Here is a 15,341-nt window from a genome sequence, read left to right as displayed (position 1 = left end):
TCGCAGCGCCCGCCGTCGAACTCGGCCTCCGCGGCGAGAACGCGCCAGACGTGGTTCGCATTGCTGTCAGGTGGAGCGCGCGAGATCTCGGAGCCGACCGTAGGCATCGGTGATCGTGTCGGCGACGACTTTGCCGCGACGACACTCTGACAGTCGTCAACGCTAGGCTGATCGAGGTGCGGGGCGAGATCCTGCTCGCGCAACTCCGGGGCGACGGGATGCGCTTCGCTGTGCTTCCTATGCCGTGCATCCCGGGTACAACCCGCACTATTTCGGTTGCAAATGTGGCCACCTGGCTCAACGCGATCAACGGCCAGATCGGCGGTATCGGGCCGCCGTGGTGCCGGGCACCGAGCGGGGCTCGCGGTCGAGCTGGATTGATGCTCAACCCCGACCACGGGCGCCGCTCCGAACTGGTCACCTCCGCCACCGAGGCTACTCAGATTTGCTGTTCCGGTTCGCCGTTGGTGGCTGAATCTGCCTGATGCCCGGTTCCGGCGCCAGTAGTGTCAGACCCCTTCTGCTGCGCGAGGCGCATTCCTGTTCTGCGCCACCGACACTGGCAAGGGTGGCGCGGTGGTCCTGATCGGCCCTGAAGAGCGCGTCGAAGGCGTCGCGGGTTCGAATCAGATCCTCGATGTGGGCGCTGATGCGGTCGCGCTCGTACAGCATTCGTGTGAAAGCCACATCGGAGTTGTCTACGCTCGGAGACTCAGCGCACGGGAGGAGTTCCACGATGGCGCGGCTGGAAAGGCCCGCAGCAAAAAGTCGATTAAGGTATACCACACGTGCGACCTTTTCTTCGCTGTAGTGCTCGTTGTCCCGAGCCGCTGCGATGACTCGAGAGAAGGCCCTGTTCTTCGTAGTAGCGCAGCGATCGCACGCTGGCTCCTGTCTTAGTGGCTAGTTCGGCGATTCGCATCGGGCCTTTCCTTCCCGTGAGGGGACATCACATGATCGTCGACGAGTACGTACAGTGCGGTCAGGAGGGTGTTCAGTTCTCTGGTCACACATTGATCTTGAAAACCTTCCCCTCATCACTAGCAGACCAACACGCCTGACACGATCTTCACGGAATCGCTCATCTAGTTCCCATGATTCAGAACTTCGCTCAATAGAACGCTTCTGTATCCCTTATCACATTTTCCCTGGAGCCGGCGTCATAGTTTTCCGTGCATGCAGGATCTGCACAAGGACAACAAGGATTGGAACGAACAATGGATCCACCTCAGGACGAGGCGGCCACCACCGCGGAAACGCAACCGTCTGTGCGGACGGCCCTCATTGTTGCTGGTCGGCCCTTCGTTCCCGCCGGGGACGTCGAGACCTTCGTCGCCGAGTCACAGGCGACCTATCCGATCGCTGCAGCGAACCCGGGGAACGTGCTGATCTCGTTTTGCGTGGAAGACGCAACCCTCGAAGCCGTCACGGTACTCGAGCAATGGGCGTCCCAGGAGACGCTCGATCGACACCTCGCTACACCGGACGTCATGGCGCTCTGCGCCAAATGGACCCCCTACATGCGTAATGAAGTGCGGCAAGCACGACGCGCGCGCAATGAGAGAGATCTACGAGCCTGAGACGCCTCGCTCGGGGCTTGGCTGCGCCGACGTCGCCACTGAACCGCTACGGTCTGGTGACCTGACCGGCGGACCCCGGCCCTGCCCTTCTTCGTCCGTACCGGGCCGTCAGTGGCGCAGGCGGGCCGCGAGCCCGTCGAGAACGATGCCGAGTTGCCGTTCGAACCTTTGGTCACCGTCGTCGCGGAGGTGTCCGGTGGCCTTGACCAGTTCGGCATCGTCGCCCAGCCACGCGTCACGCTCGGCGAGCGAGTAACGGGCGGGGTCTGTGGTGGCCGACTGGTCCCGCTCTTGTTCCTCGATGACGAAGCCGACCACGAAGGCGGTGACCAGCTCAAGGGCGTCGTCCGCCTCGGCGAGCGTGAATCCGGCCGCTGTCAAGCGCGCGAGCCAGGGTTCCTTTGCCTTCACCACGTCCGGATCGGAGATCCGCGTGCCGCTGAAGATGCGGGCCCCGTCCCGGTGGAGCAGGTACTCCGAGCGCAGGACGCGGGCGTAGGTGGCGACCTCGTCACGCCAGCTCGCCCGGGGAGGGATCCCCGCGAGCGTGTCGGTGACACGGCGCATGACGACCGTGCTCATCTCGTCGAGCAGTTCCTGCTTGTTGCGGACGTGCCAGTACAGCGCAGGGGCTCGGACGTCGAGCCGGGAAGCGAGCGCGCGGACGGTGAGAGCGTCCATGCCCTTCTCGTTGAGCAGCTCGAGCGCCGCCGCCACGATGCACTTCCGCGTGATGCCCTTCGCCACGGTTGACACTTTAACAAAGTTCAGGAATGCTAGTAATTGAACTTTGTTAAGGAGATTGTTGTGCGTGCAGCAGTCGTCAACGCCCCCGAAGCGATCCCCGTCTGCGCGGACTTCCCGGACCTGGAACCGTGGCCGGGTCGGCGGCCGCTGCGGCTCGTGGGCGCGGGTCTGCATCACGTCGTCCGCGCACTGGCTTCCGGCCGCCACTACGGCAGCGAGCAGGCGTATCCCCTTGTGCCGGGCGTCGACGCCGTGGCTCGGACCGGTGGCGGGCGGCTGGTCTACACCGGTCTCGCCCGGTCGCCGTGGGGCACGATGGCCGAATGGCTGGCCACCCCGTTCGAGGTGGATGTGCCCGCCGGGGCCGATCCGTTCGCGGTCGCCGCGGGAATGAACCCCGCTATGTCGGGCTGGATGGCGCTGGCCGGCCGACGCGAGGAGGCGGGCGAGCTGGGCACCGTGCTGGTGCTCGGCGCGACCGGCTTGTCGGGCAGCCTGGCCGTGCGGGCGGCGCTGTCCCTCGGCGCGAAACGTGTCATCGCGGCCGGGCGTGACCCCGAGGCCCTCGAGCGGCTGTGCGGTCTCGGCGCTGTCACCGTTGCCCTCGCGGACGCCGCACCCGGTGCCTGGACGGCCGCTCTCGGCGCGGCCGTCGCCGAGGCGCAGCCTGCCCTCGTGCTCGATTTCGTGTGGGGTCCCGTCGCCGAGGCCGCTTTCGCCGTACTGGCAACGCCCGGCGCGGGCGATGGCAGCGCGGCCATCGACTACGTGCAGATCGGCTCGCTCGCCGGAGCCGAGGTGGCGCTGCCCGCGGCGCTGCTGCGCAGCCGACGCATCCGGATCAGCGGTAGCGGCGTGGGCTCGGTATCGAAGGCGCAGATGATCGGCCGACTTCCCGGGATTCTCGCCCGGTTCGCCGATGGCACCTTCGACGCGCCGTATCGCGTCTATCCGCTCAGCCGCGTCGGCGAGGCCTGGGCGCACCAGGGACGCGCCCGCGCCGTCATCGTCCCGGATTGATCGGATCCGATTCGAGGAGAAGGGGAGAGCGGCATCGTGCGCAAGCGCGGATTGGTCGTCGGGCTGGGGGTCGCGGGCATGTCCGCGGCGATCGGGTTGCGGCAAGCCGGCTGGACACCGGTGATCGTCGAACGGGCGCCGCAGCGCCGCACGGGTGGTTATTTCGTCGGCCTGATGCCGGAGGGGAAGCGGGCGGCCGTCGACCTCGGTATCGCCGAGTATCTGCACACCCGCAATCCGCCCGAGGGTGGGAAGGCGTGGTCGCTGACCCGGCGCGGGAACCGGGTACCGGGCGTGGGATTCCTGCACCAGCGGGGCGACCCGGCGGCAGTGGTCCGCGGCGACATCGAAGCCGCTCTCTGGCGAAGCACCTGCGGGGACGCGGCGGGCGAGCCCATCGACGTGCGGTTCGCGACGACACCTGTCGAGATCGACGACACCGGCAGCGACGTGCGGGTGCTGTTCGAGGAGGCGGGTACCGGCGCGCAGTACCGCGAGCACTTCGACCTGGTCGTCGGCGCCGACGGGCTGCGCTCGCGCGTGCGCCGCATGGTCTTCGGCCCGCACGAGGACTACATGACGAAGTGGGATGCGATGGTCTGCGTGTTCCCCCTGCAGGACCAGGTACCGTCCTTCGCGGCGACGGACAGCATCATCAGCGCCCGCGCAGGGCGTGCGGTGTGGGTGTTCGGGTTCGCCGACCGGCCCCCCACCGTCCTGCTGACCTACCGCACCGAAGACACCCGGCGGGAATCCACCGGATCCACGATCGAGCGCCTGCGCACGGTCTTCTCCGACATGGACGACCCCGCGGTGCGGCACACCCTGGCGGCCCTGGAAGAGACGCCGGACTATCTGTTCGACTCGGTGCACCAGGTGAAGAAGCCCCGGTGGAGCCATGGACGGGTTGCCCTGTCGGGCGACGCGGCCTGGTGCCCGAACCTCTACTCGGGAATGGGAGCCACAGCCGCCCTCCGAGGCGGTGCCGAACTCGGCAGGGCACTGCTGCAGTCCCCGGACGATCCTCGATACCGCCCTGACCATCTGGGAAGCACGGTTGCGCCCGCCCATCAGGAAGCACCAGCGAGCCGCACGGTTGAAGCAGCAGATGTTCGTGCCGTCGAGCCGTCCCGTCGAGGCACTTCGCTCGGTGATCCTGCGCCTCGGGGTGCACAGCGCGCGAGCGAAGGCTGGCGAAGGCTCGCGCCAGGACATCGGCGTGGAAATCGTGAGTGCATTGGCCGACGCCGGTGTATTCATCACTCCGTGCCTGGTGATGAACTCATCGTTGCTGGGGTATGACGCTTCGGCGCTTGCTGCGGGATCCTCGAGTCCGTGCATGGCTCGGCCGGCAGTGGCTCGACGCGCTCGGCAGTAGCTTCAGCAACTATCCCGAAGGCCGGATTGCCGACGTCTTCGAGAGTGTGGTAGCGCTCCACGAAGCCGGAGTCCCGGTCCTGGTCGGTACGGACGCATCCCCATTGACGCACGGCGGAATCGTGCATGGAGCAAGCGTTCATCACGAGATGCAGATGCTCGTCGATGCCGGCCTCAGCCCGACGAATGCACTGCAGGCCGCGACACGGATCCCCGCGGAGCAGTTCCAGCTTACCGACCGCGGGCGTATCGAGCTCGGGAAGAGAGCCGAAATCGTTGTTGTCGAAGGCGACCCCACCACACACATCGTCGACACCCTCAATCTTCGTGGTGTCTGGCGTGCCGGCATGCGCCTGCAGGACGAACCGCACCAGGTCTGATGGAGTCTGCCATGGGCACGCCCGGGACTGCCCGGTGACTGGTGTAACTGGTCGTGGTTGTGCAGTTGGTGGTTGCGGGGACGACACCATCAACTGCACAGGCCGGCAGGACTGCGCGCGAATGTCAGGAATCAGGCAGAATCTGCGAGACGCAGCACGGTGTCCTTCGGCATTGCCGTGATCAACCGCTTGATCCAGCGGTTGCGGGCTCCAGAGACAACACTACTGGGCGGGTTTCTGCGCCGCAGCGCCCGGAACGCGGCCGTGACGACCTGCTCCGGGGCCTGGAAGCGCACGCCGTCCTCCGGGGCCTGCGCTGTGCGGTAGAACTCCGTCGCCGTCGGTCCCGGAGACAGTGCCATGACGGTGAGGCCGGTCGAGCGCGTCTCGTACGCCAGCGCCTCGGTGAACCGGACGACGAACGTCTTCGATGCCGCGTATACCGCCATGCCTGGCACCGGCATGTAGGCGGTGAGGCTCGCGACGTTGACGAGCGCACCCGCCCCGGACTCCATGAGCTGCGGAAGAAAGGCGCGAGATACCTCAACCGTTGCATCGACGTTCACCCGCAACTGCCGGTGGATCTCCTGCTCAGCGGAGTCTGCGAGTGCCCGGCTCAGCCCGACTCCCGCACAGTTGACGACGGTGTCGATCCGCACCCCTGCGTCAGCGAGCTGCTCTGCGAGTCGGTATCCGCCACGATCCACGGACAGGTCGAACGGAACGACCTGCACCCGCCGCCCGCATTCGGAGCGGATGCCCTCGGCGAGTTCTTCGAGCGCGTCCGACCGGCGTGCCACCGCGACGATGTCGGCACCCTGGTGCGCGAGACGCCGGGCGAACTCGGCACCGATCCCCGAGCTGGCCCCCGTGACCAGCGCTGTCGTTCCCTCGTACCGCATGTCGATACCCTTCGCTGTTCAGACCCGCACGTCAGCCGTGCGGCCATGTACCTTGAATGTGAGAGGTTCATACATCAGGTTAGAAGATAATGTGAGAGGTTGCAACATTGGAGGTCTGGCGATGTCCGAGCGTGGCTATCACCATGGCGACCTGCGCAACGCACTCCTGACGGCGACGACGGAGCTGGTACGCGAGCGCGGAGCGCGAGGGTTCAGCGTGTCCGAGGCCGCCCGCCGTGTGGGGGTATCTTCCTCCGCCCCTTACCGGCATTTCCCCGACCGCGACGCCATGCTCGCGGCAGCAGCCTTGGCCGGTTTCATCGAACTAGAGAACAGATTCGTGAACCGTCCCACGCAGCAGGGGTTCACCGACACGGTGGCGCAGATCGCCTTCGAGTACCTGCGCTTTGCGCGCGAGGACACCGCCCGGTTCGAGGTGATGTTCGCCCATGGGATCGACAAGGCCGAGCACGAAGATCTCCTACGTCAGACCAGCCGAATCCAGGAACGGCTCGAGGTCGCTCTGGGCCGGTACTTGCGGCCGGACGAGATCACCCGACGCGCTGCTGAACTCTGGTCGCTGGCACACGGCGTCTCCGAGCTGGCCATCGGGGGCAACGTCCAGCACGTGCTTCCCGAGGCACAGATCAACGACCTCGCCGATTCGTTAGCGAGGACATGGGCCAGTGGGATAGCTGGCGTCGTCGAAGACGAAGCGGCATTCTGACGTCACGCACGCACCGCGCAGATTTCATCAAGGTCCTCTGATGACGCGTCACCCACCGCAGAATCGTCGGCAGCTTGACTCGACCCGGCGTGCCCGGAGGGGTAGTGCTGGCTGGCACTGCTGGTCGGCGTGCGGCGATGTCAGCTCCGGGCCCGAGGGCGTCCCCCCTCGGGATCGTCACTTCCTGCGCTCATCAGAATCGCGCTCGCGACGACGTCGAAGAGGCGATCGGCGCGTGGCGCGAGCGAGGGTTGATCGCCGAGCCACGCGAGCGTGGCCACCAGCGCGAACAGATCCGTGCCGTCAATGTCGGTCCGCGCTACGCCCGCGTCCTGGGCACGGGTGAGGAGCCGCGCGCCGGCGGCGCGCATGGCAGAGCACGACGCATGGAGCGCGGATTCGGTGTCCTCGATGGCGGCGGCCATCAGCGATGTCGCGCCTCGGTACTCGGTTGCGCACGCGACACAGTCGCGTAGCCAGCAAACGAGGGCGTCCTCGGGCGAGCTCGACGTCTCGAGTTCGGTTGCCTTTGCTGTCAGCTCGTCGAAGCTCGTGCGCAGCAGGGCATCGAGCAGCGCCTCGCGTGTCGGGAAGTGGCGCAACAGCGTCGCGAGCACGACACCGGCCCTGCGTGCGATGTCGCGCAGTGACACGTCGACGCCGTGCTCGGCGATGGCGGTGCCCGCTACGGCGAGCAGGTGGTCGCGGTTCCTTTTGGCGTCTGCCCGCATGGCTCCCCTTGACTATCCGAACCATTGGTCCATATATTCGCACCAGCGGTCCGCTTACTCGGACCACTGATCCGAATAAGCCTATCCCGCAGCGCAAGCAGGAGAGAACGATGCCGACACACACGATGAGGGCGGTCCGGCTCCACGAGCACGGAGGCCCTGAGGTTCTGCGTTACGACGAGGTGCCGGTTCCCGAGGTGGGGCCGGGTGAGGTGCTCGTTCGCGTGCACGCGGCCGGAGTCAATCCTCCCGACTGGTATCTGCGCGACGGGATGTCCAATCTGCCTCCGGAGACGAGGCCGACGTTCGATCTGCCCGTGATTCCGGGGACGGACGTGTCGGGCGTTGTCGAGGCCGTCGCCGCGGATGTGGACGCCTTCACCGTCGGTGATGAAGTCTTCGGCCTCCTTCGCTTCCCCAGTTTCGACGGTCACGCTTATGCCGAGTACGTGGCCGCGCCTGCCTCGGACCTCGCGCTCAAGCCGGCCGGTATCGATCACGTGCACGCCGCTGGCGCGCCGATGTCCGGGCTCACCGCGTGGCAGTTCCTGATCGAGGTCGGGCACGATCACCCCTCGCCGTTCCAGGCGGCGAAGCATCGTCCGGTGCGACTCGACGCCGACGTGACGGTGCTCATCAACGGCGCCGCGGGCGGGGTGGGGCACCTCGCGCTGCAGCTGGCGGAGTGGAAGGGAGCACGTGTCATCGCGGTGGCATCGGGCGCGCACGAATCGTTCCTGGGCGAGCTCGGCGCGGACGAGTTCATCGACTACACCACGAGCCGGCCCGAGGAACTCGTGCACGACCTCGACCTCGTTCTCGACACCGTCGGCGGCCCCGACAGCACACGCTTCCTGCGGACGCTCACCCGCGGCGGGGCCCTGTTCCCGGTGTTCTTCGGTGAGTTCGACGACGAAGAGACCGCCGAACTGGGTGTCACGGTCTCGGGTACCCAGGTTCGTTCGAACGGCGCGCAGCTCGCCGAGCTCGGACGCCTGCTCGATGCGGGCACGGTCCGCGTTGCGATCGACAGTACGTTTCCACTCGCGGATACCCGAGCCGCGCACGAACGTGCCGCGTGCGGGCATCTCCAAGGCAAAATCGTGCTCACAATCGCTCAGGAATGAACCACAGCACCTCCCAGACCGAACGCCCATCCCGCCTGCGGCCCCGGTGATTTTCCCCCTGTTGGCCGGAAACTTGGGTTATGCGGCCTCGGGTAGCTCTTGATGTTCCCATTGTTCGGGGCTGGCATAGCCCAGGGTGGAGTGCAGTCGTCTGCGGTTGTACCAGGTCTGAATCCAGACGAAGATGGCCTGGCGTGCCTGGACTCGGGTCGTGAAGCGGTGTCGGTGCACGAGTTCGCGTTTCAGTGCCCCAAAAAACGACTCGACGACGGCGTTGTCCCAGCAGATCCCGGTGCGTCCCAGCGACCGGCGGTTCCCCAGGCTAGAACAGTGCTGGGCGAACTGGGCACTGGTGTATTGACATCCGCGGTCGCTGTGGAAGATCACCCCGGCGACGTCGACACCGCGCGTGGCTACCGCGGTGTCCAGGCAGTCGGCTAGGAAAACTCCTTAGCGAATGAGGTGGATGTCGAGGGCGAGGTCCAGCTCGGACCAGGCTTGATCGGCTGTGAGGACGGGCAGTCCGAGTCGGTAGGCCGTGGCCAGGCATGCGCGATCGCTCACCGACAGGCCCGCGCTGTGGGTGCTCGACCACAGGTGGCCGATCATCCGGGCGTCGTCGACGGTCAGTGGCTCCACGCTGACGCCGAGGGCGACGAGTCCGTCGCCGATCCGATCCGCGTCACCGCCGACAGCGGTGATCCGTTGCAGGACTTCGGCCCAGTTCACTGCGGAGAGCACGGCCTCATCGAGGGCGGCGGACACGCGCTCCTGGCCGGTGCCGGCGTTGAGGTAGGCCAGCACGGCGCTGGCATCCAGCACCACGCTCACCGCTCGCCCTCCTGCTCCTGCTGGGCGTGGTCGCGACGCTCGGCGACGAATTCGTCCACGGGCGAGGCTCTCGCGCCTTGGAAGGCGGCCAACGCCTCGCGCTGCAGGCGTCGCTTCATGTGATCGCGCTCTTCGTACACGACGCGGCCGTATTCGACATAGCAGACGAGGTCTGTGTCCGGTGTGATGCCGAGACGGTTCCGGTAGGCCGCGGGGATGACGACGCGTCCCTGCTGGCTCATGTGCACCGTCGTCATTGGCGTTGTCATGTCGAGCATCGTAACCGACGCTGCTCACTGCTTATGTGCACGGTTGACCATGTCTCGTACATACCTGCGCCTTGTTATGTACAGGAGGCGCACGCCCTGCTAGGGTTCGTGGTTGTATACTCATAAGCAGGACTATGGATACACAGGCAGCTCCAGCGGAACGAACCGTTCCCGCAACTGTTCATGTGAAACAGGGGGCAATATTGGGTCTCCACTACTACGACGAGCTCGTCGTCCGGCCCGCCGACGACCAGACCGGCCGTCACCTCGCGACCGTGTCGTTGGCGACGACTAAGTGTTGAGCCCATCCGTGGCATTGCATGTGGCATGAAACGGAGTCAACGCGGGTGGCTGCAGCGGGGTAGTGGGCCCGCGTGTGTGGTCGTCGTTGCTGGTCGTGGCGGGTGTCAGTGCTGGTGAGGCGCCTTGTAAGCGGAAGGTCAGGGGTTCGAGTCCCCTCAGCGGCTCCACAGGTGAGCAGGCAAAGTGCCGCGCCGGAGTGACCGGCGCGGTATTTTCGAACCTTCGAGGTCCCGGTTACATGCTTGATGGTTTTCCGTGACAGCTCTGGGCCTCGGCTCCCTGCCCCTTTCGGGCAAGATCGACTCGGTTTGCGGTGATTCCGACCTGTTGGCAGCCCGCTGCTACTCATGGAGAACGTAGGCGTCGTCGCGCTCGTCGGGGACGGCATGAAGGAATACCTGAAAAGGCTTGGAACGACCCATTGACCTACAGCCATCGCCTCGCCACTCGTGAGGACCTGCCCGCGATCGTGGACATCTACAACTCCGCGATCGTGGAGAATGGCGAGCACCTGCGACCTGGAACCGGTCAGTGTCGCCTCCCGGCAGGCATGGTTCGATGCCTCACATCCCGACCATTGCCCCATCTGGGTCGGTTACGACTCGAACTGTCCGCGGACAGTGACCGGGTATCTGACCTTCGATCCCTTCCTCAACGGCCGCCCCGGATACGACGTGACCTCGGATGTCGCCGTGTATCTCCATCCCGAACACCGGAGCCTAGGGCAGGGGACCTGCCTGCTGGGCGAGGCGGTCGCGCACGCTCCCAAGCTGGGGGTACGGACTCTGGCCACCACGATCTTCGCCGGTAACGAGGCCAGCATCCGGCTCTTCCTGTCCCACGGCTTCCAGGAGCGGGGACGACTGCCGGGCGTGGCCGATCTGGGAGGTGGCGTGATCCACGACGTCGTCTTCGTCGGACGATCGGTGGGCGTACCGCGCGGTGCAGCGCCCGGCCACCGCCGTGCCACGCGTGCCTGAACTGCGATTTGACTTTCACCGGATCGGGTTAATCCGGGTGGGGGTCCGGCTGATGCATGCTGTGCTGCGGTACCCGGAAGGGGCAAGAACCGGATTGCGGGCATGGCCTGGAGATCCGGCTCGCAAGATGGCGCAGGCGCTCCAGCGCAGCCGTTTTTCGAGTGTGTGGGGGCCCTCGGTGACGGGAACGAAAAATGAGCGAACCGATCGACAGGACTGCTGGAGCCTCGGCTCGTTCGATCGGTGCCACCACTGTCGAAGCCCGGGCACTGGCTCCCGACCTCGCACGCGGTTGCATGCTGCTGCTCATCGCGCTCGGAAACGCTCATGTCTACCTCGTGGCGGACACGATCGGTGTCCGCGGCTATCCGGTGGTCGAGACGATTCCCGATCGGGTGGTCGTTCTGCTGCAAATGATTTTCGTGGACGGTCGCGCATATCCGATGTTCGCGGCGTTGTTCGGATACGGCATCGTCCAGCTCGCTCGCAGGCAGGAGGCTGCGGGAATCGAGCAGAACGCCGTTCGGAAGCTGATTCGGCGGCGGGGATGGTGGCTGCTGCTGTTCGGGCTCGCGCACGCTCTGCTGCTGTTCTCCGGGGACATTCTCGGTTCCTACGGGCTGCTCGCTATCGCTCTGGCCGGGGTGTTCACCCGGGCCCGTGGCAGGACGCTGCTGGTGATGGCCGGGTTGTGGATGGTTCCGGTCGCCGGGCTCGGCGCACTTCAGGGGCTGCCCGTGCCGGAGGGGGCACAGCCATCGGCATCGTCGATGTCGATATCGAACCCGTCGGCTGCTGCGGTTTTCCGCCTGCAGGAGTGGGTGCTGCTGACCTTCCAGCAGGTGCTGGTCAGCCTGGTGCCCGCCTTGCTTTTCGGCGTATGGGCGGCGCGCAGACGCCTGCTCGACGAGCCCGAGCGGTATCGGCGCGGGCTTCGGTATGCCGCGGCAGCGGGGGTCGGGCTGGCCGTGGCGGGGGGCTTGCCGATGGCGCTGATGGCTTCCGCGGTGTGGTCGGAGCCGGGATTCACGGTGAGTGTGCTCGCCGGTGTGCTGCACGCCGTGACCGGCTATGCGGGCGGCATCGGTTACACCGCGGTCGTGGGCCTTGTCGCGATCCGTCTCCGGGGTAGGCAGGGCGCGCTGAGCACGGCGTTGACGGCCTGCGGCCAGCGCTCGATGACGTCCTACCTCGGACAGTCCGTGGTCCTCGTAGCGGTGCTCGCGGCGTACGGCGGCGGGCTCGGAGACGACGCCGGGGTTGCCGCAACGGCGGTATTGGCGGTGCTGGTCTGGATGCTGACCGTCGTAGCGGCCGAGGTCATGCGGCGGCTCCGGTACCGGGGGCCTGCCGAGGTCCTGTTGCGACGTCTCACCTATGGGCGTACGGCCACCCGGCATGGGCGCTCCGGATGACGTCCGGGGAGCTCGAAGTGTGCCTTTTCGGTCACTCCTGGTCCTCGGGTGGCGTACGGGTGTCGGCACGGATGTGCTCGGCGGTCCACCAGTAGTTCTCGGCGTTGGTCACGGCCGTGGTCAGCAGTTGACGCAGGTTGTTCAGGTGCTCGATGGCGTGCTCGAGCGCCTCGTGCGGATGGTCCCGGAAGGCTTCCCGGCGGAGACGCTCCCGATCGACTTGGTCGACCTGGTCGGCCAGCACGCGGACGAGCTCCCCCAAGGCGCTCAAGGTGCCCAGGACCGCCGAGCCGTAGGCGGGCAGGTCCTGCCGTGCGGGATCGGTATGAGCCTGCGTGGCGGCGGCCTGCTGCAGCGCATCACGGGCTTGGTGCACTGCTTCGACCGGATGCTGCGGCGATGAACTCATCACGACTGTGCCTTTCTCGGCGGGCCGGACCTGTGGTGCACCTTAGTGCGCTCGGTCCGACAACGCGGCCCGTATCCCCTCGGGTCGATCGGTACTCACTCGCCCGGGGAATCCCGCCCCGGAGAGCCTCACCCGGTTCGAACCGAGTGAAAGCTTTTTCGAGACCAGTATCACTCGCAACGTAAGCGGGTGCAGTACGCCCGAAAAACCGCCGCCGGGGAGAGAGCCCGCCTGTGTCGATTGCCTGCTGCCGGTCGTCGCCGACCCGGGAAGAGCTTGCGAGGGAACTCCGAGCAGGCTTCGATCCTGTCGGATGTTGTGCCGATTTTGTCCTGCGCAACGTCGTGATCACCAAGCTGCAGCAGCTAACACGAAAAATTTTTCGTAGCACCTCCGGATGAGGCAGGCAATCTTTTTGTTGTGCTCATCACGGGGCTTGTTCTGTTTGGCCTGGGAGTGTGGCCGTGTCGGCGGTCTCCGCCTGACGCGGGACCGATGTTCTGTTAACTTGGGGCAGCATGACCGGCGAAAAACCGAGCCATAACGGCGACGAGCGGGATGGCGGGTCAGCCGGGCGGGTGGAGATCGACACTCCGGCCGTCGCGGACGGTCCGGCACTGTATCGAATCACTCGTGATTCGGGGGTGCTCGATGTGAACTCGTCCTATGTCTATTTGCTGTGGTGCCGCGACTTCGCGCACACCTCCGTGGTGGCGCGTGTGGGCGGCACGGTCGTGGGGTTCGTGACCGGCTACATCCGGCCGGACGCGCCCGACACGATCGTGGTGTGGCAGGTCGCCGTCGATGCTTCCCAGCGTGGTGGTGGCGTGGCGGGCTCGCTGCTGAGCCAGTTGCTGGATCGCGTGCTTCCGCGTGGTGTTCGCTACCTGGAAACGACGATCACGGCGGACAATGCCGCATCGATCAAACTCTTCTCCGCACTGGCGCGTCAGCGCGGTGCGGAGCTTGTGGTCAGCGAGTTGTTCACTCCGAACCTGTTCCCGGACGCGCACGAGGGTGAGGATCTGTATCGCATCGGCCCATTCGCCGAGGTGGTTGCGCCGGTTTGACGGGTGGCGGCGTGCCTGTTCGTGAGTGAACGCCGCGAGAGTCTTCCCGAGCGGGAAAGAGACGTACGTAGCCGGCGACCCGTGATGAACGAACCACAGTGGTCGCCAGGCCGAACGGAGGATCGTGAACGACATTTTCGCAACCCTGGAATCCGAGGCCCGAAGCTACAGTCGCACCTGGCCTGCGACTTTCGATCGTGCCCTCGGTAGTTGGCTGTATGACGAGGGCGGTAAGCCCTATCTCGACTTCTTCGCGGGTGCCGGGGCGCTGAATTATGGTCACAACAATCCGATACTGAAGCGAAAACTTCTCGAATATATCGAGCGGGACGGCGTGCACCACGGGCTGGACCAGGCCACGGTGGCCAAACGCGAGTTCCTCGAAACCGTCGACGAAAAGCTCCTCAAGCCGCGCGGGCTGGACTACAAGGTCCAGTTCCCCGGGCCGACCGGGACCAACTCGGTCGAGGCCGCGTTGAAACTGGCCCGCAAGATCACCGGCAGGCAATCGATCATCAGCTTCACCAATGCCTTCCACGGCATGACGCTGGGCTCGCTGTCGGTGACCGGGAACTCGATGAAGCGCGGTGGCGCGGGTATTCCGCTCGTGCACGCCACGCCGATGCCCTATGACAACTACTTCGAGGGCCAGGTCGACGACTTCCTGTACTTCGAGCGGTTGATGCAGGACAGCGGCAGTGGCTTGAACGAGCCCGCCGCCGTGATCGTCGAGACGTTGCAGGGCGAGGGCGGCATCAACAACTCCCGCGCGGAGTGGCTGCGGGGACTGGCCGACCTGTGCAAGCGGCACAACATGCTGCTCATCGTCGACGACGTGCAGATGGGCTGCGGGCGCACGGGTCCGTTCTTCAGCTTCGAAGAGGCCGGGATCGTCCCGGACATCGTCTGCCTGTCCAAGTCGATCGGCGGCTACGGCAGCCCGCTGGCGGTCACCCTCATCAAGTCCGAGCACGACGTGTGGGAACCCGGCGAGCACAACGGCACCTTCCGGGGCAACAACCCGGCGTTCGTGACGGCTTCCGAGGCACTGCGCCAGTACTGGAGTGATGACGCCCTGGAGAAGTCGACCATCGCCAAGGGCAACCGCATCGGCCAGGTGCTGGAGACCATCACCGGCAAGCACGACGGCACGGTGGCCAAGGGCCGCGGACTGGCCCGCGGGCTGGGCTTCGAGGATCCGGAATTGGCGGGCAAGGTGTCCAAGGCCGCGTTCGACCGGGGCATGATCCTGGAGACCTCCGGCCCGGACAGCGAGGTCATCAAGATCATGCCGCCGCTGACACTGACGGATGATGAGCTCGAGCAGGGCCTTCAGATCCTCACCGACTCGGTGCAAGCTGTCCTGGCATGATTCGCATCGCCGACCGCCCGGCCCGCCGAACCGGTGCGGGTCGGGCGGTCGTGCGGGCGCACCGATTCGGTGAGCCGGTAACCGGGAACTTTTACTGAGGA

Annotated in this window: 17 protein-coding genes and 2 pseudogenes; 10 read left to right on the top strand and 9 right to left on the bottom strand. The window is 65.9% G+C overall.

What is annotated here, in order from left to right; all coding sequences use genetic code 11:
• Positions 1–561: 561 nt before the first annotated feature.
• Positions 562–922 (bottom strand): annotated as a pseudogene (locus JOF55_RS24440) (MerR family transcriptional regulator); the annotation flags it as partial.
• A pseudogene (locus JOF55_RS24695) lies at positions 921–1,010 on the bottom strand (IS982 family transposase); the annotation flags it as partial. The pseudogenes JOF55_RS24695 and JOF55_RS24440, both read right to left, overlap by 2 nt.
• A gap of 207 nt (positions 1,011–1,217) precedes the next feature.
• Here JOF55_RS24695 and JOF55_RS08835 point away from each other — a divergent pair.
• On the top strand, positions 1,218–1,580 hold the full coding sequence (locus tag JOF55_RS08835; protein WP_310272375.1) for a putative quinol monooxygenase: 363 nt from the start codon (positions 1,218–1,220) through the stop codon (positions 1,578–1,580).
• A gap of 108 nt (positions 1,581–1,688) precedes the next feature.
• Here JOF55_RS08835 and JOF55_RS08830 read toward each other — a convergent pair whose 3' ends face one another.
• Positions 1,689–2,336, bottom strand: a complete 648-nt coding sequence (locus tag JOF55_RS08830; RefSeq protein WP_374727251.1) for a TetR/AcrR family transcriptional regulator C-terminal domain-containing protein — start codon at positions 2,334–2,336, stop codon at positions 1,689–1,691.
• Positions 2,337–2,387: 51 nt separating this feature from the next.
• On the opposite strand from JOF55_RS08830, the gene JOF55_RS08825 reads away from it, so the two are divergent.
• Genes JOF55_RS08825 through JOF55_RS08815 form a run of 3 tightly spaced genes read left to right on the top strand, consistent with a single transcriptional unit; the run spans position 2,388 to position 5,104 of the window.
• Positions 2,388–3,347, top strand: coding sequence for a hypothetical protein (locus tag JOF55_RS08825; RefSeq protein ID WP_310272369.1), 960 nt, complete (start codon positions 2,388–2,390; stop codon positions 3,345–3,347).
• Between the two features lie 36 nt (positions 3,348–3,383).
• On the top strand, positions 3,384–4,649 hold the full coding sequence (locus JOF55_RS08820; RefSeq protein ID WP_310272365.1) for an FAD-dependent monooxygenase: 1,266 nt from the start codon (positions 3,384–3,386) through the stop codon (positions 4,647–4,649).
• The gene (locus JOF55_RS08815; RefSeq protein ID WP_310272361.1) at positions 4,646–5,104 is read left to right on the top strand and encodes an amidohydrolase family protein; all 459 of its coding nucleotides are present in this window, start codon (positions 4,646–4,648) and stop codon (positions 5,102–5,104) included. Before JOF55_RS08820 ends, JOF55_RS08815 begins: the two co-directional genes overlap by 4 nt.
• Before the next feature lie 131 nt (positions 5,105–5,235).
• Here JOF55_RS08815 and JOF55_RS08810 read toward each other — a convergent pair whose 3' ends face one another.
• Positions 5,236–6,006 carry an SDR family NAD(P)-dependent oxidoreductase gene (locus JOF55_RS08810; protein ID WP_310272358.1) on the bottom strand — a complete coding sequence of 257 codons (771 nt, stop codon included), beginning with the start codon at positions 6,004–6,006 and terminating at the stop codon, positions 5,236–5,238.
• A 121-nt stretch (positions 6,007–6,127) separates the two neighbouring features.
• Between JOF55_RS08810 and JOF55_RS08805 the strand changes: the two genes are divergently transcribed.
• Positions 6,128–6,733: a TetR/AcrR family transcriptional regulator gene (locus JOF55_RS08805; RefSeq protein WP_310272356.1), complete on the top strand. Its 606-nt coding sequence runs from the start codon at positions 6,128–6,130 to the stop codon at positions 6,731–6,733.
• A 140-nt stretch (positions 6,734–6,873) separates the two neighbouring features.
• Here the strand turns inward: JOF55_RS08805 and JOF55_RS08800 are convergent, their stop codons facing one another.
• On the bottom strand, positions 6,874–7,464 hold the full coding sequence (locus JOF55_RS08800) for a TetR/AcrR family transcriptional regulator (RefSeq protein ID WP_310272353.1): 591 nt from the start codon (positions 7,462–7,464) through the stop codon (positions 6,874–6,876).
• A gap of 110 nt (positions 7,465–7,574) precedes the next feature.
• Between JOF55_RS08800 and JOF55_RS08795 the strand changes: the two genes are divergently transcribed.
• The gene (locus JOF55_RS08795) at positions 7,575–8,591 is read left to right on the top strand and encodes an NADP-dependent oxidoreductase (protein ID WP_310272349.1); all 1,017 of its coding nucleotides are present in this window, start codon (positions 7,575–7,577) and stop codon (positions 8,589–8,591) included.
• 78 nt (positions 8,592–8,669) lie between these two features.
• On the opposite strand, the gene JOF55_RS08790 is transcribed toward JOF55_RS08795, so the two are convergent.
• The 3 genes from JOF55_RS08790 to JOF55_RS08780 form a co-directional block, all read right to left on the bottom strand.
• On the bottom strand, positions 8,670–8,978 hold the full coding sequence (locus JOF55_RS08790; RefSeq protein WP_310272345.1) for an integrase core domain-containing protein: 309 nt from the start codon (positions 8,976–8,978) through the stop codon (positions 8,670–8,672).
• A 63-nt stretch (positions 8,979–9,041) separates the two neighbouring features.
• Entirely contained in the window at positions 9,042–9,422 is a 381-nt protein-coding gene (locus tag JOF55_RS08785) for a type II toxin-antitoxin system VapC family toxin (RefSeq protein ID WP_310272343.1), read from the bottom strand.
• Positions 9,419–9,691, bottom strand: a complete 273-nt coding sequence (locus JOF55_RS08780; RefSeq protein ID WP_310272340.1) for an AbrB/MazE/SpoVT family DNA-binding domain-containing protein — start codon at positions 9,689–9,691, stop codon at positions 9,419–9,421. The genes JOF55_RS08785 and JOF55_RS08780 overlap by 4 nt, the downstream gene beginning before the upstream one ends.
• Positions 9,692–10,494: 803 nt before the next feature.
• Between JOF55_RS08780 and JOF55_RS08775 the strand changes: the two genes are divergently transcribed.
• On the top strand, positions 10,495–10,974 hold the full coding sequence (locus JOF55_RS08775; protein ID WP_310272338.1) for a GNAT family N-acetyltransferase: 480 nt from the start codon (positions 10,495–10,497) through the stop codon (positions 10,972–10,974).
• 194 nt (positions 10,975–11,168) lie between these two features.
• The gene (locus tag JOF55_RS08770; RefSeq protein ID WP_310272336.1) at positions 11,169–12,389 is read left to right on the top strand and encodes a DUF418 domain-containing protein; all 1,221 of its coding nucleotides are present in this window, start codon (positions 11,169–11,171) and stop codon (positions 12,387–12,389) included.
• A 31-nt stretch (positions 12,390–12,420) separates the two neighbouring features.
• On the opposite strand, the gene JOF55_RS08765 is transcribed toward JOF55_RS08770, so the two are convergent.
• Entirely contained in the window at positions 12,421–12,798 is a 378-nt protein-coding gene (locus JOF55_RS08765) for a hypothetical protein (protein WP_310272334.1), read from the bottom strand.
• Positions 12,799–13,316: 518 nt separating this feature from the next.
• Between JOF55_RS08765 and ectA the strand changes: the two genes are divergently transcribed.
• Positions 13,317–13,868, top strand: coding sequence for a diaminobutyrate acetyltransferase (gene ectA / locus JOF55_RS08760; RefSeq protein ID WP_310272332.1), 552 nt, complete (start codon positions 13,317–13,319; stop codon positions 13,866–13,868).
• Between the two features lie 124 nt (positions 13,869–13,992).
• On the top strand, positions 13,993–15,240 hold the full coding sequence (gene ectB / locus JOF55_RS08755; RefSeq protein ID WP_310272329.1) for a diaminobutyrate--2-oxoglutarate transaminase: 1,248 nt from the start codon (positions 13,993–13,995) through the stop codon (positions 15,238–15,240).
• Positions 15,241–15,341 lie beyond the last annotated feature (101 nt).

The sequence above is a fragment of the Haloactinomyces albus genome, assembly GCF_031458135.1.
GTDB lineage: Bacteria > Actinomycetota > Actinomycetes > Mycobacteriales > Pseudonocardiaceae > Haloactinomyces > Haloactinomyces albus.
The sequence above is the reverse complement of the archived record's forward strand: the minus strand, read 5'-3'. Positions and strand labels throughout refer to the sequence as shown.